Below are 19,879 nucleotides of genomic sequence, written 5' to 3' on the forward strand. Positions count from 1 at the left end.
TTCATATGAAAAGAGGAAATGAAATGCTATGGTATGTCGTTATTTTAATTGGTTTTTCTTGGCTCCTTCAAAGCATTTTTGGATTTTTGCAAATCAAGCATTTTAATAAAAAGTATGCAGAGTTGAGAAAGCTTGGAAGGGTCGCGATTGGGAAAAAAACGGGACTTATTAAATCAGGAACTGTCGTTATGTTTGCAATTGACCGAAAAAACAACATTTTGAAAGCCACCAAAATGCAGGGAGTAACCGTGCTTTCAAGAGTACGGAACTTAAAAGGATTTGAGGGGAAAAATCTCTTACACCTCGGTGAAGAAGATTTATATAAAGTAAATAAGTTAACAAGGTCAGCCATTGAGGATGCACTGAACAGCTATCATGTTATCTCTAAAGGGGGTGAATTGAAGGTTAAGAAAGGCTGGATTGATTTACTCTTATCAAAAAAATAGGAATTATATGAGGTGAATTGAATGGATTGGCTTACAAATGCAGCAGATGGGTTTATGAATTTATTTAGAGCAGGGGCAGAAACTTTTGTCGATTTAGTAACAGGTATTGTTCCACTTCTTATCATGCTTTTAGTTGCAATGAATGCCCTTATACGGTTGGTTGGAGAAGAAAGAGTGGAACGGATCGCAAAGAAATCGAGTAAGAACCCACTTACAAGATATTTTGTTCTTCCGGTAATTGGAACGTTCGCTTTGGCAAATCCAATGACATTGTCACTCGGTAAATTTTTGCCAGAAAAATACAAACCAAGCTATTATGCTGCTGCTTCTTATTCCTGCCACACGCATAATGGACTTTTTCCACACGTTAATCCAGGAGAGTTGTTCGTATTCTTGGGTATTGCTGCAGGAATTACAACACTGGGATTTGAAACCACAGAACTAGCCCTTCGTTACTTCTTGGTAGGTATTTTCACAAACTTTTTAAGAGGCTGGGTAACAGATTTAACAACTTATTATGTATCTAAACAGCAAGGCGTTAAATTGAAGGAAACAGTGGATCTCTAAAGGAGGGGAAAGAGATGACTCAAACGGTTACGCAGTACAAGTCAATTATCGTCAATGCAGGGCAAGGAGGATTTGGTGGGCCATTAGTGATTTCACCGACAGAAGAAAAAAATAAAGTGGTTTATGTAACGGGCGGAACAAGACCGAATATTGCAGACACCATTGCAGAATTAACAGGCTGTGAGTTAGTCGACGGTTTTAAAACGAGTGTACCTGAGAATGAAATGGCGTGTGTCATTATTGATTGTGGCGGAACGCTCCGATGTGGCTTATACCCCAAAAAAAGAATTATGACGATCAATATCATGCCTACTGGACAAAGTGGCCCGTTAGCAATGCACATTACTGAGGACATTTACGTTTCTGGAGTAAAGTCTCAAAACATTGAATTGTATGAAGGTGCTGCAACACCTCCAATATCCAATGTGAACAATGCTAACGGACAAGTTGAGAAAACAATATCTAAACCTAAGTATAGCGCAGATAAAAAAATTAGTGAACAAAGAAAGCCTAAAGGCGTCATAGCACGCATTGGGATGGCGATGGGTTCCATCGTCAATGTGTTTTATCAGGCTGGCCGTGACACGATAGATACTGTCATTAAAACCATTTTACCGTTTATGGCTTTTGTGGCCATGTTAATCGGAGTGATTAAAGCATCTGGAATTGGTGATGTATTCGCACAATATTTATCACCATTTGCAGGATCTTTGCCGGGCTTACTCTTAATCTCTTTAATATGCTCATTCCCATTATTATCACCATTCTTAGGACCGGGAGCTGTTATTTCACAGGTCATTGGGACATTAATTGGAGTGGAAATTGGAAAAGGAAATATCCCTCCGCACCTTGCATTGCCAGCTCTTTTCGCGATTAACTCTCAGGCTGCAGCCGATTTTGTTCCAGTTGGGCTAGGATTGGCAGAGGCAGAAGTAGAAACTATTGAAGTTGGAGTTCCTTCCGTATTGTACGGACGTTTTTTAACCGGAGCACCTACCGTTTTAATTGCTTGGCTTGCAAGCTTCGGTTTATATGAATAATTACTAGAATAGATTCTGAATAGATTATTTAAAGCAAAGAATTGGAGGAGTTTCTTGTGCAAACAGTTTATCAAACTCAAATTAACCAACTTGGTCCATCTGTCTCTGATTTTCTTGGAGAAAAAATGTTCATCCTATTCGGAGCTGATGCTCCGAGTGAATTAGCGGATTATTGCCTATTAATTGAGGTTAATGAAATTAATGGTGAAATTGAAAAGGGTGACATTCTCGAATTAGGCAATCATCAATATACCATTACCTCTGTAGGTGACGTGGTAAAAAAGAATTTAGGTTCACTTGGACATATCACGTTAAAATTTAATGGTTCTGAAACGGCAGAATTACCTGGAACTTTACACCTTGAAGAAAGAGATATACAAATGCCGCCAGCAGGAACAACTCTTCGAATCTTAAAAAAATAAACTTGTCAAAGGTTTAAATAGAATTAAATGCAAGAAGAGAGATGTTTCCTCGAAGGAACAAAACTCTCCATGAAAATTGCATCAGTTAGAGTTAACAAAGCTAAAACAAGAAAAAATAATTTAGAGTTTGTTACTTATTTTTAAATTTCACCTATGATCCTCGACTCTATATATAATAAGGAGGAAAAAGAATGTATGAATCATGGCATCAATTAGAAAATAAAGTGGCAATTGTTACGGGTGGTGCCTCTGGAATTGGCTCAAAAATTACAGCACACTTAGTAAAGAACGGTACAAAGGTGATTGTTTCCGATCTAAATGTAAATACTGGCGAACAAACTGATGGAACTTATCATATTCAATGCGACGTTACCAATAAAGAAAGCGTTGAAAATATGGTCACAAAAGCCACAGAGTTATTTGGCACTGTAGATATCTTAGTTAATAATGCGGGTGTAAACTTACCACGTTTACTTGTTGATTTCCGTGGCGAAAAGCCAGAGTATGAGTTAAGTGAAAAGGATTTTGATTTCATGGTAGCCGTCAATCAAAAAGGACCTTACCTTTGCGCTCAGGCAGTTGCGAGAGTAATGGTGAAAAATAATAAAGGCGTTATCATTAATATTTCTTCAGAGGCAGGGATGGAAGGATCTTCTGGACAAAGTGTTTATTCCGCAACAAAAGGTGCTGTCAATGGCTTTACTCGTTCTTGGGCAAAAGAACTAGGAAAATTCAACATCCGTGTAATTGGTGTTGCGCCAGGGATCAATGAGCAAACAGGTTTAACAACAGATGCTTATAATGAAGCATTAGCATACACACGTGGAGTGACAGTAGATGGTCTTGGATCAGATTACAGCAAAACGATACCTCTTGGACGACCTGGTAAATTGGATGAAATTGGTGAATTGGTCACTTATCTAGCTTCAGACCGTTCTAGCTATATTACAGGTACAACCGTTAATATTTCAGGTGGAAAATCCCGCGGGTAAAATAATGACATCACCCATAAGACCTTATTCATATTATTAATAAATACAAGGATGCTGGGTGTTATTAAAATTCAACATAGAAGCGTTGTATGTTCTATCATTTAACTTTTAAGTAAGTCTTTAATTAACAAACAGGTACTTTAGTTCATTAACAGGGGTTGCTGCGGCAGCCTTTTTTTATGGAACTAAAGGGGCAGGTAGTTTAAGTACATTTCTTCACAAACTCCATTTTAAATGTTTATACTCCTGGTTAAATCTTCTTTGCCCTATGTCATTCTCTTATTCCTCAATATATTGAAGCTAGTTTTCATAGGGGATAACAATAGATTCTTCACCAATAATATCCCACTGGTATCGTTATGACTTATAGCAGGTCATTTCATTCTATTAAATAATTCAATACGAAGATATTTGTGATTTTGTCAAAATAACCATGCGTATAACTTTAATCTTTATTGTGGTAGGATTAGGCAACCATTTGATAGGAATAGGATATCGGTCGTTTTTTCATTTGCTGCATAATAAAAAAGCCTCTACTTTTTCTAAAACAATTATTCTGTTGAAATAAAATCCAAAGTTTCTAAACAGAGTAGTGAAAAGAAACATAAGCAGCTATTCCCCAATAATAATAGTCATTACCTTTGGTATTCAGAATTCAGAATTTTCAACCATAAAAACAGCACCACATCCCAGAATCTTATACTATTTTACTCCAACGAATCAATACAAATACTAAAAATTGTAGGAGGAAAACAATATGAAAAAACTATTATTTACTACGTTCCTTGCATTGGTGATGTCCCTCACTCTTACTGCTTGCAACAACAATAATGACACAAATGGGAGTTCTCAAAAGGGTCCATCGGGTAATACCTCACAGCAGGAGATGGCTGAGTTCAGTCGTGAACTTGTTAAATTCCCTGAGAACTACGATAAGGGTGTGAACTACACGACTGTAAATAGAGGAAATGTCAGAGAGGACCTCTACACGAGCCAGGAAGCAATAGAAGCGGTGCAGAACGGTCAGCCAATCCCTGACGACACCGTAATCACTCTCGAAATCTATAGGGATGAAAAGCTTGATGAAATCTTTGTGATGGAAAAGCGGGATGGCTGGGTAGACCAGAATCCCCCTGAGATGCGTAACGGCGATTGGCTATACCAGGAATTCAATGGAGACAAGTCAGTGGATTACGAGGAAGACATCGGTCGCTGCTTTTCTTGTCATGCCAATCAGGAGCGTGATGACTTCGTGAACACGTTGGATGAAATGAAGAAATATGATCTTGAAGATTTTACAGGATCAAAGGACAGCAGTACAGAATCCAAGATTGCAGGTATTCCTACAAATCACTGGGAGGTAAAAACGTTAGACGATAATCTGGAGGCCTCACGGGATATATTGAATGGAAATAGCTTAATGGAAGATGAAGAAAAAGTGGGGATTATCCAGAAGGTTCTTTTGATGATCCATTTTAATCAAGAGACATAGGAGATTGTCTAGCATTTAAACGAAATTTGAATGATATCATCAATAATACTTCCCATCGAATAACCGACCCAATTATTAATTAAAGTTGAAAGAGGAGAGCCTTTTGAATCGAAATATGTTAATCAGGCTGGTTATTGACCTTTCAATGACCTTTCTGATGTTAGTTGCTATGGCTTACCATATTACCGGAAATACAATCCATGAACTGGTAGGAGTTTTATTGTTTTTGTTGTTTATTGCCCACAATATTTTAAATCGAAGATGGTATAAGACGATTCTTAAGGGAAAGCACAATGTACTACGTATTCTGAGTATTGCGGTCAATTTGCTTTTTCTCGTTTCTATGGCTGTAGTGATGCTAAGTTCTGTACCAATTTCCCATGTCATATTTGCCTTTATTCCTAAAAACAATGACATGATTCTATTACAGATACATGTTATGACTTCATATTGGGGATTTATCTTCATGGCTGTACATATAGGAATGTCCTGGGGAACAATTATAAATGCAGTACGAAAGATGAAGGGAATTACTAACACCAGCCGTATCCACACAATTGTGTTTCGTGTCATAGCGGTGATGATTGTTGTTTATGGTGTGCAGGCTTCTTTCGAGAGAGATATGCTTTACAAGTTAACGGTATATAACCCATTTGGTTGGAACATTGATAAATCCTCCATGGGATTTTTAATTGATCATCTATCCATCATGGGAATATATATTAGTGGGACTCATTATGCTCTGAAATTTGTTCGGAAGCAGGATAAAGCTTTGGGCTACAAAGATAGGTAAATTGCATAATGAAAAAGTGCATGAATCCGGGATTAGATTTATGCACTTTTCTATATTATTTAAAGTGTAGCTGGCACTAAATTAATACATAGAATGAACCCACGTTAAGGGGAATCAAGCTTTTACACTTTGTTCATATTGCTCCTTCAGGTGCTTTATATCTTCTTTTGGTGGTAAACCAAACATGCGCGAATATTCACGGCTGAATTGTGATGGACTTTCATAGCCAACCTGGAAGGCAACATCTGCTGCATCTGCTGATTCGGATAATAATAGGCTTCGGGCTTCTTGAAGTCTCAGTTGTTTTTGGAATTGAATGGGGCTCATCGCGGTTATCTCTTTAAAGTGCCGATGAAGTGAAGAAACACTCATATTTGCTATTTCCGCAAGTTCCTCAATCTTAAAAGACTTTTCATAGTTATTCATGATATGTTCAATCACGTCACTGATTTGATGAGTAGAACTTCCTTCTATTGCTATTTGTTTCAGCATATCCCCATGTTCTCCTTGCAGAACCCTATAGATGATTTCTTTCACGATTAAAGGAGCAAGTACCTTGATGTCTTTTGGAGTATCTAGTAAACGAGCTAATCTTGTTACCGCGTCTAGCAAAGATGGCTCTGTTCTGCTGACGTACATACCTCGTTTTGCATTTTCCTTTTTGTCAACTCCCATTTGGAATTCACGTAACACTTCTAATATTTCACTCGGTGTAAATTCAAGTTTGAGAGCAAGATAAGGCACTTCGAAAGAGGCTTCCGTGACTTGTCCGGTAATTGGCAGCTTAACGGATGCAACAAGGTAATCGGCAGGACCGTACATAAATAGCTCCTGTGACAACAATACCTCCTTCATCCCTTGAACCACTATGCATAAGGAAGGCTTGTGAACTCCGTAATTTGGTCCAGTATCATTAGAATAACGGGAGAAAAATAAAGACGGAATAGCAGTCATTTGAGTATCGTCACGTCCTGTGTGATCTTCTATGATTTTGGCGAGCTCAACTCTTTGTCTATATAATTGTTCAAACATAAAATCCTCCTTTGTTTTCTTCATCCGTGTTGGTCCCATTATAATGCTAATTCACTTTCTACGTAAATGGTCGTGAGAGGATTGGGCAATCATTTGATAAGAATGGGATACCGGTTGCTTTCTCCCTTGTAGCATAATAAGGATGCGGTTAAATAATATAACCGTTTAAAGCGATAATAATGCAAAGAATGAAAGTTAAATCATGCAAAGCGTAGAGTAGAACGAAATGATCCAGAAGTTTCTTCTAACGGGCTGATTGTATGGAAATAAGCTGTTGTTATGCTGTGACTTCCAAGTGTAGAAGTTCGAGGAGGAGTTTTACTGGTAACTAAACAAGATACAAAAAGTCTAAAATGCAAAACTTGATATATCACATCATAGATAAAGGAGTAGATAGAACAGAATGAAAAACACTTGGAAAATTTACATGCTGACCCTTATTAGCTTCGTAGTCGGTACTTCACAATTCGTCATCGTAGGTACGTTGGATCAAGTGGCTGCTTCCGTCGATGTATCGGTAGCAACCGCAGGTCAGCTTATTACCGTATTCGCTCTCGGTAACGCAATCGGAACGCCTCTTGTTATGGTAGCAACCTCGAAGATGGATCAGCGTAAACAGTTGTTACTGGCTCTGGCCATCATACTACTTGGCGTCATTGGGGTAATCACTCTTCCAGGCTTTGGATTGTTGATGGCCTCTCGAGTTTTACTTGGGGTAGGAACAGGGGTCTTCGTTGTCACCGCTTATGGTATAGCTGCAAAACTGGCGGCTCCTGGACGTCAGGGCGGAGCGATGGCTAACATCGCAATGGGGTATAGTTCTTCACTTGTCTTCGGCGTTCCCCTTGGCCGTATGATTGCTTCGTCTTATGATTGGAAGGGCATCTTCTGGGGCATTGGCCTCTTCAGCCTATTGGCTATCTTTTCCGTTGCACGGACGATTCCGGTCATGGAGGGCGAAGCGTCTGTTTCTCTGGGCAAACGTCTTGCCCTATTGAAGAATCCGAGGATTGCACTTACTCTTGGTGTCACCTTCTTTGTATTTATTAGCTATTCGATGCTCAATACGTATATCACTCCATTTCTCACCGCCGTTATGCCAACCATGAAAGGGAAATTAAGTATCATTCTTTTAGCTATGGGTATAGCAAGCTTGATTGGCTCTATGGTTGGTGGCTTATTGGCAGACCGGATCGGCATCGTTCGCACGCTGGTCGGCTCCATGGTTGTCCACATCATCTCGCTAGTGTTGCTGTCCACTGTCTCTGGATTTGGATTGGGAATGGTTACCCTCCCATTGCTTATGATTTGGGAGATCGCTGCTTGGACGTTCGGGCCTACCCAAAACTTTAACCTAGTCTCGTTGACTCCAGAAGCCTCTGGCATCGTGCTTAGCCTGAACAGTTCCTTTGTACAACTTGGGTTTGCCGCTGGTGCTGGAATTGGAGGTATTGTTGCGGGAAGGTCATCAATACTGGAAATCAGTTGGGTTGGAGCTACATCAGTCGTGATTGCTCTACTGATTGGAGTGTTTTCATTTAGACGCGGCCGTGAGCTCTCAAGTGCACAGTTGTGATTATTTTGGATCTGAAAACAGGAATAGATAAAGCTTATGAAGGTGCGATAAACCATGAGAGTATTGCTGGTGCGACAGTTTTTGCCATTGAACAGCCATCAGATGTAGCAATTAATGAAATGCTTATTCGTCCTACACATCAAGTGAGATAATTTAACACCAATAAATTTTGTTTATTGTAAGTAGTATGTTCCGATTTTTTAAAAAAACAGGAGGTTTTTATATGCAAAAAGTAATTTTGAACAATGGTGTTGAGATGCCTATACTAGGCTTTGGTGTTTTTCAGATTCAAGATGAAAATGAGTGTGAACAAGTCGTTTATGACGCTATAATTGCAGGCTATCGTCTGATCGATACTGCTGCCTCTTATCTAAATGAAGAAGCAGTCGGCAGAGCAATCAAACGGAGTGGTGTGCCAAGAGAGGAATTGTTTATCACTACAAAACTCTGGGTTCAGGATGCTGGTTATGAGAGCACAAAGAAAGCATTCAGTAGTTCACTTGAAAGACTGCAATTGGATTATTTGGATTTGTATTTAATTCATCAGCCATTCGGAGATGTATATGGTTCTTGGCGCGCTATGGAGGAATTGTACCGCGAAGGGAAAGTCCAGGCTATTGGAGTTAGTAACTTCCAAATGGACCGTCTGATGGATTTGATGACTCATAATGAAATAATTCCTGCTGTAAACCAGGTTGAGACACATCCTTTCTGCCAGCAAATAGAAAGTGCTAAATTTATGAAAGAGAACAATGTTCAAATAGAGTCTTGGGGGCCATTTGCTGAAGGAAAAAATAACATGTTCCAGAACGAAATTTTAGTATCAATAGCCGAAAAGCATAATAAATCCGTTGCCCAGATTATTCTACGATGGCTGACACAAAGAGGAGTCGTTGCAATTCCGAAGTCTGTTCGTAAGGAAAGAATGATTGAAAATTTCAATATCTTTGACTTTGAATTAGGTCAAGAGGATATGGAAAGAATCGCTACTTTAGATACGAAAGAAAGCTTATTCTTTTCACATCGCGATCCTGAAATTGTGAAATGGATTGGTAGCCGTAAACTTGATATTTAATGCAATCATACACCTTGCGTTAATTCTATGGTAGTTCATGTATGTTCATTTTAAAAAACAGCCAGTTTACCTAACTGGCTGTTTTTATTAAATTATTATTGAACTCCCTCAGTTTAATAGATAATGCTCAACGAATACTCGCTCAATTTTCCCTTCCTTTTCCTTTACCTACTTAGAAAAAACAAATTGTAAGAGCAGATAACGCCTCTCTCCAGAATAGGGAGGGATATGCTGTTTTTTATACTCAAACAGATAATGTCGCTGAATAATTTGTTTTTTTGTTCAGAAACTAAGACTGGTAAAAATATGAAAAATCTCGCAATGGTACTTTCCATTTATTTTTTCAAACTTTCATTGTATTTGTACGATAACTGTTTTCCATATACCTTCAGAACCTTTTGGACTGAAAAATTTGTCACCCTTATGCTGCTTCTTTAAAAGGATGTCTTTAAAGTGTAAAAACATGTCTTCAAAACCCAATTACTTTTATTATATGTTTTTATATAATCAGCTATATTAATAGAAAAAATCATCAATCATTAAATGTATAAAAAAAAGAAACCGATTACATAATGGTATTTTGCATCAAAAAGAAAAATTAGCGAAGCCCTGCGTATCTTAAAATAGATAAAGTGCACCTTACTCAGCATGTAATTAAAAAAGTTTTTTACTTCAATACCTTCGGTTACCGATGATTCTTAGAAAAAAGCAGAAATGATAAGGGGGATATCTCAGCTTTTTTTGGTGAAATACTCCTGTTCAAGCTTGTGAAACTTTAGTTTGGAGAAGTAGAAAGACCAGATGGGTTCAAGGCTTGATAAATCCCTCCTATTCGCAAAACAAAAACATTTAATGAAAGGAGTTGGAAGAATGGCTACAAAAGTTCGTTGGGGAATTTTAAGTACTGCGTTCATTGCTCAAGATGAATTACTTCCAGCATTTACGGATGCATTTAATGCAGAAGTGGTTGCAATCGCTAGTTCAAATAATAAAGTATACGAAATTGCTTCAAATTTTAGGATTCCTAAGATTTACGGGACTTATGAGGAGTTGTTAGATGATCCAGATATCGATGCAGTTTACATTCCTTTGCCAAATGCACTCCATTCAACCTGGGTAAAGAAAACAGCTGAGAAAGGGAAGCATGTCTTTTGTGAGAAACCCGCAGCCTTGACTGTAATAGAAGCAAAAGAAATGATCGAAGTTTGTAAGAAAAATAGCGTTATGTTTATGGAAGGTTTTATGTATCAATTTCACCCACAACATAAAAGAGTAAAAGAAATTATAGCTTCCGGTGAAATTGGTGAAGTAAAGATTATGAGGGTGAGCCTTTCTTTTTTCCTTGATGATCAAATTGGAAATATTCGAATGAATCAAAAATTAGGCGGGGGCAGTATCTATGATGTCGGTTGTTACTGTATTCATTCAATTAGAAAAATTTTAAATACCGAACCTAAACGGGTTTTTGCTTCAACTCAAAATGACATATCTAAGCTAGTAGATATGTCAGTAACGGGAATAATTGAGCTTGAAAATGGGATCATAGCAGAGTTTGATGCTGCAATGGACCGAACAAGAGTGGGTCAATATGAAATTATTGGGACAAAAGGCACCGTTCAAGCGCCAAGAGCCTTTATACCTCAAAATGGAAATGCGCATATTGTTATAGTTGGTGAAAGTGGAAATTATAGGGTAGAAGATTTATACGGACAGCAATACACGTTAGAAGTAGAGTATTTCTCTCAATTAATAATAGAAGGGAAAATGCAAGTGGATCTTTTAGAAGATACCATTCAAAATATGAAGGTTATTGAGGCGTGTTTTAAGTCTATTGAAAAAGAAACATTTGTAAATTTATCATTAGGGAACCTGTCCTATGTCCGTCAATCTAAGGAGCAGCTCTTTTAAAAAAATGATGAGCTGACAAAAGAAATGAAGTATTTGAGAAGGGGAAGTTATCTAATCTAAAAATAAGCATACGTAACAACTCAGGCTGCCTAAAGATATACAAGACAAATAGAGACTATTAAGCGACAGTCCCTATCTTCCAGGGAGTAAAATACCATGCAATCGTTCCTGTCTCGCTGTATTCTTTGAGGGTGAGGAAAATGGATTTACCTTGTTTTCGTAGGGTGCTAATCACACTTCGAATTGAAGGCAGGGACTTTCCTAAATAGGTAAATGTATATACTACATAAATTCTCAGGAGGTTATTTTATGAATAAACTAAATGTTGGTCTAATTGGTGCTGGAAGAATGGGAGCTTTTCATGGGGAGACGCTTGCCTATCGCTTACCACAAACTAAATTATATGCGGTTGCAGCTCCTGCTCCTGGTGCTGCAGAAAAATTTATAAATCAATTAGACATAAATGCAAAAGCATACACAGATCCGATGGAATTAATTCAAGATCCTGAAATAGACGCCGTGGTGATTGCTTCACCAGCACGTACACATGCTAGTCATGTCCTTGCTGCTATTAAACAAGGTAAAGCGGTATTTTGTGAAAAACCTATGGCTGTTAATTTAAAAGAAGCAAACGAAATTGTTCAAGCGAGTGAAAAAAGTAATATTTTGGTTCAAGTTGGTTTTAATAGAAGGTTTGAAAAAGGCTTTAAAGCTGCCCATGAAGAAATTGTATCTGGTAAAATTGGTATGCCACAATTGTTAAAATCTACAACAAGAGATCCAAAGCTAAATAGAGCGGAATCAATTCCAGAATGGGCGATCTTTTTAGAAACCTTAATCCATGACTTTGATGCATTAATGTATTTGAATCCTGGTGCAAAGCCTGTTGAGGTGTATGCGGTGGCAGATGCATTAATTCGTCCTGATTTAAAGTGTAATGGATTACTAGATACTGCTGTTGTTACGATAAAATTTGATAATGGTGCGATAGCAACTGCAGAAGCGAATTTCCAGGCAGTATATGGTTATGATGTGAGGGCAGAGGTTTTCGGATCTGAAGGTATGCTTACTGCAGGGGGAATCCGTGAATCTAGCATGACGAGATATAATCATAACGGGGTAAGTTTTAATACATGTCGATATGATCAAGATTTATTGTTTGATGCTTATATTGCAGAATTAAGAGGTTTCGTAGACTGTGTGATTCATAATAAACCAGCATTAGTAACTGCGGAAGATGCTCGATGGTCTTTGAAAATTGCACTAGCTAGTATTGAATCTGTGAGAAGAAACAGTCCTATTAAACTTGATCAGCATGTTATGATTTGATTCATTAATAGAAGTGATTGAAGGGGGATTCCCGCCTTCACCACCCCCTTCATTTGCAGGCGTAAGGATGCTTTGTGTCCCAGAATAAAATCCTTCTTAAAGTATCCTGTCCCTTTAGTTCCTTAATGGGTACTGCCACATACCCATCAAGCTTAGACAAAACATTAGCCGATCAGCTGAATGGCATGGGGAAAAGCAAAAAAAATAATGGACTCCGCAACTCGAAATCCATTTCCAAAAAACATGTATGAAAGTCACGTAATCAATCTTCGTATGTATATTGAGTTGCTTTTTCATTACCAGGGACACCTCTCTGATTTGGAAGATCGAATAGTGACCCTGGCAAATGAAATGGAAGAATATAAGATTATCCAATCGATTCCCGGTATAGGAGAAAAAATCGCAGCCACGATTATATCTGAAATTGGTGAAATCGATCGGTTTAATCATCCGAAAAAACTGGTTGCCTTCGCTGGAGTAGATCCAAGTGTTCACTCATCGGGTAAGTTTACGGCAACCATAAATCGTATGACTAAAAGAGGTTCGAGCAGACTACGTCATTCTCTGTATCTTGCCGTACTTTGCGACATAAGAAGTTCAAGGAACAAAAACTTAAAGCATTATATGATAAGAAAAAATCAGAAGGTAAACCTGCCAAAGTGTCAATCGTTGCCTGTATTAATAAGTTGCCTCACTGGATTTACGCTTTATTAAAGAGAAAAGAAACGTTACTAGATTTAGCCTAATTAACGGTTTTGTGAAACAGAGAAAAATCCTTCCAAAAGGGTTTTGGAGGGTTATCTGTCATGAACAAAAATAGTATATCATAAGGGAAATGAAAATATTAGAGAAAGATATTGACATCCTATTAGCTGGTTTAGCTGAAGATCAGAGCTGTCTTTAAGGCAGCTTTTTCTTTATGTAACTATCGGGGCAGATTTGGTTATTCAAAAGGGTGCTTTACTTCAATAAGGTAGGTTGCTGAAGCAACCTTTTTGCGGAAGCCTATTAGACAATACTTGCTTTAGATTTTGGCTGAGCTGAAAAATTATCTAAATAATAGAATAACAATATATTAGACCCTAAATATGGGATTAAATGACCAATGGTCATATTTTAAATTTGTGATAATTTAATCTAATGTTTGTGATTATAACTAGTGGGGAAATAAATTACTCAAAAATCAGTTGCTAATGGTAGTGCAGTTCCATCCCATGGGAAAATAAAAATCACTTTAGGTAAATGCCGATGATAAATTCTCTGAGTATAAACACAAAAAGCCCAACTAAAACAGAAGGGCTTTTTACTATGTTCATTTTTTTAATTCACTCTATTCAACTGGAGATTATATCTCAATGTTTCTTCGTCTGAATATAATTTGTATCCAAGTCCATCACTGTAGTTAAGAAAGACTTTATCCGGAAGATGCTTTTTAGACTCACTTGATATTAATATGGGTACCCCATCAATTATGAATCTCTCATCATCTTCGTTCTTATTATCAATTTTCAATTCGTGTTCCACATAAATCGAACAGCTTCCAACATAGATGGCTTCGATACGAACACCTTCATTCTCTTTATAATCCACTTTTAATAGTTGTTCAATCGCTGCTTCTTTAATCTCAATATTCATAAAACCCGCTCCCATACAAAAGTTGTTATTTTTTATCTATACAAGGAAAACAAAAATCAATATATGAAGAATCCTCTATTTATTCGTATACCCAATTGTTTATAAGTTAATGTGTTAGACCTTTCCTTGCGATATAATAGAGTTTCAAAAAAAAAGGGGCTTTCGCAAAATAAATAAGCTCAAAATATTCGATTTTATGGAGTTTAAAACATTGCGGTTCTTTTTTTGGGAGAAATTCCCTTTTTGTTAATCATTGATAAGGTTGAAGTAAAAGATTTAAGGTCATTCTTTGGTGAAACTATGGCTTTTTTCCCGAACAAAAAAACAGGAGCCTTTCAAATAATAATTACTTTTATATATAAATAGAGGGAGCAAAGAAAATCGAGTGTTATCATTTGGTGTTTAATTTAGGATTCTATAGCAAGTGGATTAGTAAAGTCAGTAATTACGACATAAAGCGTATGTTTTTCAACCTCCGAGTAAAGGTTGATTTTGTATCTAAGACTGGCGATGCCAATTAAGGGCCTAATTCAGAAGAAGTTTACCCGATAGAGGGTGTTAGTGCATAAGAAGATATAAAAAAGTCGATTCCTTAATGTTGAACTGCACCTCCAATGTTTTAGTGTGTCAAACAATAGGGGGGCAGTTCATGTATAGTGGATCGACTTTTTTGGTTAGAACTCTCATGCCGTTTAATATATGCGTTTTGCTGTCAGGTAAAGGGGTTTCCATCATTAATGAGACTGCGTTCTCCCCAATGATCATACTTTCGGCTTTGCTTTCATAGGCCATTTTTTGTTTAATTCAGTTATAAAAGTCTTGACATTCTTTTTATCTTTCATGATTGGGGAATAGACATACGAAAGTGTTCTGTTAAAGGATTCATTTTTCACCTGAATAATAGAAAGGATTTTATTTTGTACATCCCTTTCAATAACACTTTGGGAAAGCAGAGCCAGCCCTACGCCGTTTTTTATAAGTGTTTCTTTAATTCCTTGATTACTGCTTATTGTAAGTATCGATTTAATTTTCAATCCATTTGAACGTATGACGTGGTTAAGGTATTCACGTGTACCAGATCCAACTTCCCTGGTTACCCATGCTTGCTCATGTAAATCAGTAATTTCCACTTCATCTTTATTAGAGAGTTCATGATTGTTAGAAGACACAATGAATAGCTCATCTTGCATGAATGGGTGAACAGAAAGCTCCTTTTCATTAGTTTGACCTTCGATTAAACCAATATCCACTTTGTAAAGCCGAACGGCTTGAACGATTTCTTCCGTGTTTCCAATTACGACTTGAAGTTCAAGTTCAGGATAGTCCTCTTGAAGGTCGATGAGTAAAGAAGGAAGAATATACTCTCCTATTGTAAAACTTGCCCCTATCTTTAATTCGCCCTTGATGGACCTATCGTGTTCCTGAATGTCTTGTCTGGTCTGTTCATAGATTGTGATCATTTGCTTGGCCCGGTCGTAAAGAATTTCTCCAGTTAAGGTGACTTTTAGAAATTTAGGAGAACGGAGAAATAATTTGGTTTGGAACTCTTCTTCTAATTTTTTTATATGCAAACTAACACTTGGTTGCGACATTAGAAGAATTTCTGCTGTTTTTGTAAAATTCTTGACTTCCACAAGGGTCACAAATGTTTTTAGAGCATCATAGTACATAGAAATTTCTCCTTATTATTAATATTCTTAATAGTTACAATAAATTATATATATTTTACTAATGATGTGCCTTCCAGTAAAGTTTTAATGAGAAACTTATTTTAGGAAGAGTATAGGCTGGGTAAAGCTATTGTACTTTATAACCTAATTTTATTATTTGTTGCGTGCTATGAACCTATAAGACTGTATTTTAAATTTTTTTGCAATTAAAACCGACTTGGTCTATAGGAGTAAACGAGTTAATTAATTTATGGAATGAAATAAAAATGATTAGACCTACTCGTTATACATAATAGTCAACTAAGATAAGTTAATATCCCTTTGTGAGGTGGAAATCGTGCAACTTCAGGTAAATAACAGTCCCTTTAATCAAGAGCAGGCAGAGCTCCTTAACAGCCTGCTGCCTAGCTTGACAGAAACACAAAAAATTTGGTTGAGCGGTTATCTGACTGCATCTTTGTCAGTTTCGAATATGAGTTCAGCCGACGCCCCGGTATTGGAAGCTCAAAGCGGCGGGAAGACAATATCAAAAGAGGTGACCATTCTTTATGGTTCACAGACGGGCAATGCTCAAGGGCTGGCAGAAAATGCAGCGAGTAAGCTTGAGGGAAATGGCTTTCAGGTTACCATTTCATCCATGAGTGACTTTAAAGTCAACAATTTGAAAAAAATCGAAAATCTTCTGATTGCCGTTAGCACGCATGGAGAAGGTGATCCGCCGGATAATACATTGTCTTTCCATGAGTACCTTCATGGCAGGAGGGCACCAAGCCTTGAAGGTCTCCGCTTTTCGGTATTGGCGATTGGGGACAGCTCATATGAGTTTTTCTGTGAAACGGGAAAACAATTCGATAAACGTTTGGAGGAACTTGGCGGGACACGGTTATTTCCGAGAATGGACTGTGACCTTGATTATGATGAGCCGGCTGGAGAATGGCTGGAAGGAGTCATTTCTAGTTTAAATGAAGGGCAAGGCAATTCTGTTGCTGAAGTTCCCGCAGCGACAACTTCAGTAGGTGAACAAACGTATTCGAGAACGAATCCGTTTAAAGCGGAAGTGCTGGAAAATATAAATTTGAACGGCCGTGGCTCCAATAAAGAGACACATCATCTTGAGTTATCTCTTGAGGGCTCAGGTCTTACATTCGAACCTGGTGACAGCCTTGGTATTTATCCGAAAAACGATTCGGAGTTAGTGGATATGCTTCTTAAGGAACTCAATTGGGACCCTGAAGAAACCGTGAAGGTAAATAAGCAGGGAGAACTTCGTCAGCTTAGGGAATCGCTCATCTCCGATTTTGAAATTACGGTTTTGACAAAATCACTCATTGAACAAGCGGCCCAGCTTTCAGGTAACGAGGATTTAAAGGAGCTTTTAGTGCCAGGTAATGAAGAAAGATTAAAAGAATATCGTGAAGGCCGTGATTTGCTTGATTTTGTCCGTGATTTTGGTTCATGGGGTGAATCGGCGCAAGAGTTCGTATCAATCCTCCGGAAAATGCCAGCCCGTTTATATTCGATTGCGAGTAGCTTATCCGCATATCCGGATGAAGTGCATTTAACAATCGGAGCTGTCCGTTATGAAAGTCACGGTCGGGAAAGAAATGGTGTCTGCTCCATTTTATGTGCGGACAGATTACAGCCAGGGGACTTGCTGCCCGTTTACATTCAGCATAACCAGAACTTCAAGCAGCCGAAGAACCCAGACACTCCGATTATCATGGTTGGACCGGGAACGGGCATTGCTCCATTCAGATCCTTTATCCAGGATCGCGAAGAATCGGATGCGAAAGGGAAGACATGGCTGTTTTTCGGCGATCAGCATTTCGTGACGGATTTCCTTTATCAGACTGAATGGCAAAAGTGGTTGAAAACAGGTTTACTTACGAAGATGGATGTTGCCTTTTCACGTGATATTGAAGAAAAAGTGTATGTTCAAAACCGGATGCGCGAGCAAAGCGGTGAATTATACGAATGGCTTCAAGAAGGGGCAGCTGTATATATTTGCGGTGACGAGAAGAACATGGCACATGACGTCCATAATACGCTTATTGAAATTATTGAAAAAGAAGGCAATATGAGTCATGCTGATGCGCAAGCTTATCTTGAAGAAATGAAACAGAATAAACGCTATCAACGTGATGTGTACTGAAATTTGGATGAAAAGGAGATTACAACATGGTGAACCCACTATTGAAAGCACCAGAAGGCCCGCCTAGTGATGTTGAGCAAATTAAAGAAAAAAGCGATTATTTGCGGGGTACACTTGGAAAAGTGATGCAGGATCGGATCAGCGCCGGTATTCCGGATGATGACAATCGACTAATGAAACATCACGGCAGCTATTTACAGGATGATCGGGATCTACGCAATGAGCGTCAAAAACAAAAACTGGAGCCTGCTTATCAATTTATGTTGCGTGTCCGTATGGCTGGCGGGGTTGCCCAGCCATCTCAATGGCTTGTTATGGATGACCTTGCTCAGAAATACGGTAACGGAACCTTGAAATTGACAACAAGGCAGACGTTTCAAATGCATGGTATTTTAAAATGGAATATGAAAAAAACCATTCAGGAAATCCATGCTTCCATGCTTGATACAATCGCTGCATGCGGAGATGTAAACCGGAATGTAATGTGCAATTCGATTCCATTTCAATCCGAAATCCATTCCGAAGTATATGAATGGTCGAAAAAATTGAGTGATTATCTATTGCCGCGTACAAGGGCGTACCATGAAATCTGGCTGGATGAAGAAAAAGTGGTTGGTACTCCTGAAGTGGAGGAAGTCGAACCTATGTACGGAAAGCTTTATTTGCCAAGGAAATTTAAAATAGGCATTGCCGTCCCTCCATCCAATGACATTGATGTTTACTCCCAAGATCTTGGCTTCATAGCAATTGTTGAAAATGGAAAACTAGTTGGTTTTAATGTGGCGATCGGCGGCGGTATGGGAATGACTCACGGTGACAAGGCGACATATCCTCAACTAGCCAAGGTAATCGGCTTTTGCCAGCCAGACAAAATACTGGCTGTGGCAGAAAAAGTCATTACGATTCAGCGGGATTACGGAAACCGATCCGTTCGGAAAAATGCAAGGTTCAAGTATACGGTTGACAGGCTTGGGCTCGAACCTGTAAAGGCTGAACTGGAAAATCGTTTAGGATGGAAGCTAGAGGAAGCGAGAACTTATCATTTTGAAAATAATGGTGACCGCTATGGATGGGTAAAAGGCATGCAAGGAAAATGGCATTTTACTCTATTTGTTGAGGGTGGACGAATTGCCGATATCAATGATTATAAGCTTATGACCGGTTTGCGCGAAATCGCAAAAATCCATACGGGTGATTTCCGTTTGACGGCCAATCAAAACCTGATCATTGCAGATGTGTCAAGTCAGAAAAAGAAAAAGATCATAGAATTGCTTGAAACATACGGTTTGACGGATGGTGCACATCATTCGGCACTCCGACGCAGCTCGATTGCATGCGTGTCGCTTCCAACATGCGGGTTGGCAATGGCCGAAGCAGAGCGTTATTTGCCGGTTCTGCTTGATAAAGTCGAGACCATCGTTGATGAAAACGGGCTGAGGAACGAAGAAATCACGATTCGCATGACCGGTTGTCCGAACGGATGTGCCAGACATGCACTCGGGGAAATTGGTTTTATCGGTAAGGCACCTGGCAAATATAATATGTATCTTGGTGCTGCATTCGACGGAAGCCGATTAAGCAAAATGTACCGTGAAAACATCGGTGAAGAAGAGATATTAAAAGAGCTGCGTGTACTTCTTTCCCGTTATGCGAAAGAACGACAGCAAGGAGAGCATTTCGGTGACTTTGTCATAAATGCTGGCATCGTCAAAGAAGTGACGGATGGAACGAATTTTCATGATTGATTAAT

The 19,879-nt window shown here is 38.5% G+C and carries 17 protein-coding genes and 1 pseudogene; 15 read left to right on the forward strand and 3 right to left on the reverse strand.

The window, feature by feature from the left end:
- Positions 1–23: 23 nt before the first annotated feature.
- The 7 genes from NYE63_RS13085 to NYE63_RS13115 all read left to right on the forward strand — a co-directional run bounded on the left by NYE63_RS13085 (position 24) and on the right by NYE63_RS13115 (position 5,752).
- A complete protein-coding gene (locus NYE63_RS13085) occupies positions 24–446 on the forward strand; it encodes a transcriptional regulator GutM (protein WP_342605472.1) in 423 nt (140 codons plus the stop codon).
- Between the two features lie 21 nt (positions 447–467).
- On the forward strand, positions 468–1,013 hold the full coding sequence (locus NYE63_RS13090; protein ID WP_063233613.1) for a PTS glucitol/sorbitol transporter subunit IIC: 546 nt from the start codon (positions 468–470) through the stop codon (positions 1,011–1,013).
- A gap of 14 nt (positions 1,014–1,027) precedes the next feature.
- Positions 1,028–2,053 carry a PTS glucitol/sorbitol transporter subunit IIB gene (locus NYE63_RS13095; protein ID WP_342605473.1) on the forward strand — a complete coding sequence of 342 codons (1,026 nt, stop codon included), beginning with the start codon at positions 1,028–1,030 and terminating at the stop codon, positions 2,051–2,053.
- A gap of 56 nt (positions 2,054–2,109) precedes the next feature.
- The gene (locus NYE63_RS13100; RefSeq protein WP_342605474.1) at positions 2,110–2,475 is read left to right on the forward strand and encodes a PTS glucitol/sorbitol transporter subunit IIA; all 366 of its coding nucleotides are present in this window, start codon (positions 2,110–2,112) and stop codon (positions 2,473–2,475) included.
- 191 nt (positions 2,476–2,666) lie between these two features.
- A complete protein-coding gene (locus tag NYE63_RS13105) occupies positions 2,667–3,467 on the forward strand; it encodes an SDR family oxidoreductase (protein WP_342605475.1) in 801 nt (266 codons plus the stop codon).
- A gap of 757 nt (positions 3,468–4,224) precedes the next feature.
- Entirely contained in the window at positions 4,225–4,959 is a 735-nt protein-coding gene (locus NYE63_RS13110) for a cytochrome P460 family protein (protein WP_342605476.1), read from the forward strand.
- A gap of 103 nt (positions 4,960–5,062) precedes the next feature.
- Positions 5,063–5,752, forward strand: a complete 690-nt coding sequence (locus NYE63_RS13115) for a DUF4405 domain-containing protein (protein WP_342605477.1) — start codon at positions 5,063–5,065, stop codon at positions 5,750–5,752.
- 114 nt (positions 5,753–5,866) lie between these two features.
- Here NYE63_RS13115 and NYE63_RS13120 read toward each other — a convergent pair whose 3' ends face one another.
- Complete coding sequence (locus NYE63_RS13120; RefSeq protein WP_342605478.1) at positions 5,867–6,784, reverse strand: AraC family transcriptional regulator; 918 nt, start codon at positions 6,782–6,784, stop codon at positions 5,867–5,869.
- Between the two features lie 403 nt (positions 6,785–7,187).
- Between NYE63_RS13120 and NYE63_RS13125 the strand changes: the two genes are divergently transcribed.
- From NYE63_RS13125 to NYE63_RS13150, 6 genes and pseudogenes are all read left to right on the forward strand, one after another.
- Positions 7,188–8,360 (forward strand): MFS transporter, encoded by a 1,173-nt coding sequence (locus NYE63_RS13125; RefSeq protein ID WP_342605479.1) that lies wholly within the window; start codon positions 7,188–7,190, stop codon positions 8,358–8,360.
- Positions 8,357–8,512 carry a hypothetical protein gene (locus tag NYE63_RS13130; RefSeq protein ID WP_342605480.1) on the forward strand — a complete coding sequence of 52 codons (156 nt, stop codon included), beginning with the start codon at positions 8,357–8,359 and terminating at the stop codon, positions 8,510–8,512. The genes NYE63_RS13125 and NYE63_RS13130 overlap by 4 nt, the downstream gene beginning before the upstream one ends.
- Before the next feature lie 71 nt (positions 8,513–8,583).
- Positions 8,584–9,435 (forward strand): aldo/keto reductase, encoded by an 852-nt coding sequence (locus NYE63_RS13135; protein WP_342605481.1) that lies wholly within the window; start codon positions 8,584–8,586, stop codon positions 9,433–9,435.
- An 870-nt stretch (positions 9,436–10,305) separates the two neighbouring features.
- Positions 10,306–11,343, forward strand: a complete 1,038-nt coding sequence (locus NYE63_RS13140; protein ID WP_342605482.1) for a Gfo/Idh/MocA family oxidoreductase — start codon at positions 10,306–10,308, stop codon at positions 11,341–11,343.
- Between the two features lie 309 nt (positions 11,344–11,652).
- Complete coding sequence (locus NYE63_RS13145) at positions 11,653–12,672, forward strand: Gfo/Idh/MocA family oxidoreductase (protein WP_342605483.1); 1,020 nt, start codon at positions 11,653–11,655, stop codon at positions 12,670–12,672.
- Positions 12,673–12,864: 192 nt separating this feature from the next.
- Positions 12,865–13,418 (forward strand): annotated as a pseudogene (locus NYE63_RS13150) (transposase); the annotation flags it as partial.
- Positions 13,419–13,992: 574 nt separating this feature from the next.
- On the opposite strand, the gene NYE63_RS13155 reads toward NYE63_RS13150, so the two are convergent.
- Complete coding sequence (locus NYE63_RS13155; protein WP_342605484.1) at positions 13,993–14,307, reverse strand: iron-sulfur cluster biosynthesis family protein; 315 nt, start codon at positions 14,305–14,307, stop codon at positions 13,993–13,995.
- A 761-nt stretch (positions 14,308–15,068) separates the two neighbouring features.
- Positions 15,069–15,977: a LysR family transcriptional regulator gene (locus NYE63_RS13160; RefSeq protein WP_342605485.1), complete on the reverse strand. Its 909-nt coding sequence runs from the start codon at positions 15,975–15,977 to the stop codon at positions 15,069–15,071.
- Between the two features lie 337 nt (positions 15,978–16,314).
- On the opposite strand from NYE63_RS13160, the gene NYE63_RS13165 reads away from it, so the two are divergent.
- Together NYE63_RS13165 and cysI are read left to right on the forward strand one after the other, a co-directional pair.
- The gene (locus NYE63_RS13165) at positions 16,315–18,129 is read left to right on the forward strand and encodes an assimilatory sulfite reductase (NADPH) flavoprotein subunit (RefSeq protein ID WP_342605486.1); all 1,815 of its coding nucleotides are present in this window, start codon (positions 16,315–16,317) and stop codon (positions 18,127–18,129) included.
- Between the two features lie 26 nt (positions 18,130–18,155).
- Positions 18,156–19,874 (forward strand): assimilatory sulfite reductase (NADPH) hemoprotein subunit, encoded by a 1,719-nt coding sequence (gene cysI, locus NYE63_RS13170; RefSeq protein ID WP_342605487.1) that lies wholly within the window; start codon positions 18,156–18,158, stop codon positions 19,872–19,874.
- The last annotated feature ends 5 nt before the right edge of the window (positions 19,875–19,879 follow it).

Source organism: Peribacillus sp. FSL E2-0159 (genome assembly GCF_038643155.1).
GTDB classification, from domain to species: Bacteria; Bacillota; Bacilli; order Bacillales; family DSM-1321; genus Peribacillus; species Peribacillus simplex.

Bases quoted from the DNA above. Each gene is read 5' to 3' on its own strand.
- NYE63_RS13160 (WP_342605485.1), bottom strand. From the start codon at position 15,977: ATGTACTATGATGCTCTAAAAACATTTGTGACCCTTGTGGAAGTCAAG.
- NYE63_RS13105 (WP_342605475.1), top strand. From the start codon at position 2,667: ATGTATGAATCATGGCATCAATTAGAAAATAAAGTGGCAATTGTTACG.
- NYE63_RS13095 (WP_342605473.1), top strand. From the start codon at position 1,028: ATGACTCAAACGGTTACGCAGTACAAGTCAATTATCGTCAATGCAGGG.
- NYE63_RS13145 (WP_342605483.1), top strand. From the start codon at position 11,653: ATGAATAAACTAAATGTTGGTCTAATTGGTGCTGGAAGAATGGGAGCT.
- NYE63_RS13085 (WP_342605472.1), top strand. From the start codon at position 24: ATGCTATGGTATGTCGTTATTTTAATTGGTTTTTCTTGGCTCCTTCAA.
- NYE63_RS13120 (WP_342605478.1), bottom strand. From the start codon at position 6,784: ATGTTTGAACAATTATATAGACAAAGAGTTGAGCTCGCCAAAATCATA.
- cysI (WP_342605487.1), top strand. From the start codon at position 18,156: ATGGTGAACCCACTATTGAAAGCACCAGAAGGCCCGCCTAGTGATGTT.
- NYE63_RS13110 (WP_342605476.1), top strand. From the start codon at position 4,225: ATGAAAAAACTATTATTTACTACGTTCCTTGCATTGGTGATGTCCCTC.
- NYE63_RS13125 (WP_342605479.1), top strand. From the start codon at position 7,188: ATGAAAAACACTTGGAAAATTTACATGCTGACCCTTATTAGCTTCGTA.
- NYE63_RS13135 (WP_342605481.1), top strand. From the start codon at position 8,584: ATGCAAAAAGTAATTTTGAACAATGGTGTTGAGATGCCTATACTAGGC.
- NYE63_RS13140 (WP_342605482.1), top strand. From the start codon at position 10,306: ATGGCTACAAAAGTTCGTTGGGGAATTTTAAGTACTGCGTTCATTGCT.
- NYE63_RS13155 (WP_342605484.1), bottom strand. From the start codon at position 14,307: ATGAATATTGAGATTAAAGAAGCAGCGATTGAACAACTATTAAAAGTG.
- NYE63_RS13090 (WP_063233613.1), top strand. From the start codon at position 468: ATGGATTGGCTTACAAATGCAGCAGATGGGTTTATGAATTTATTTAGA.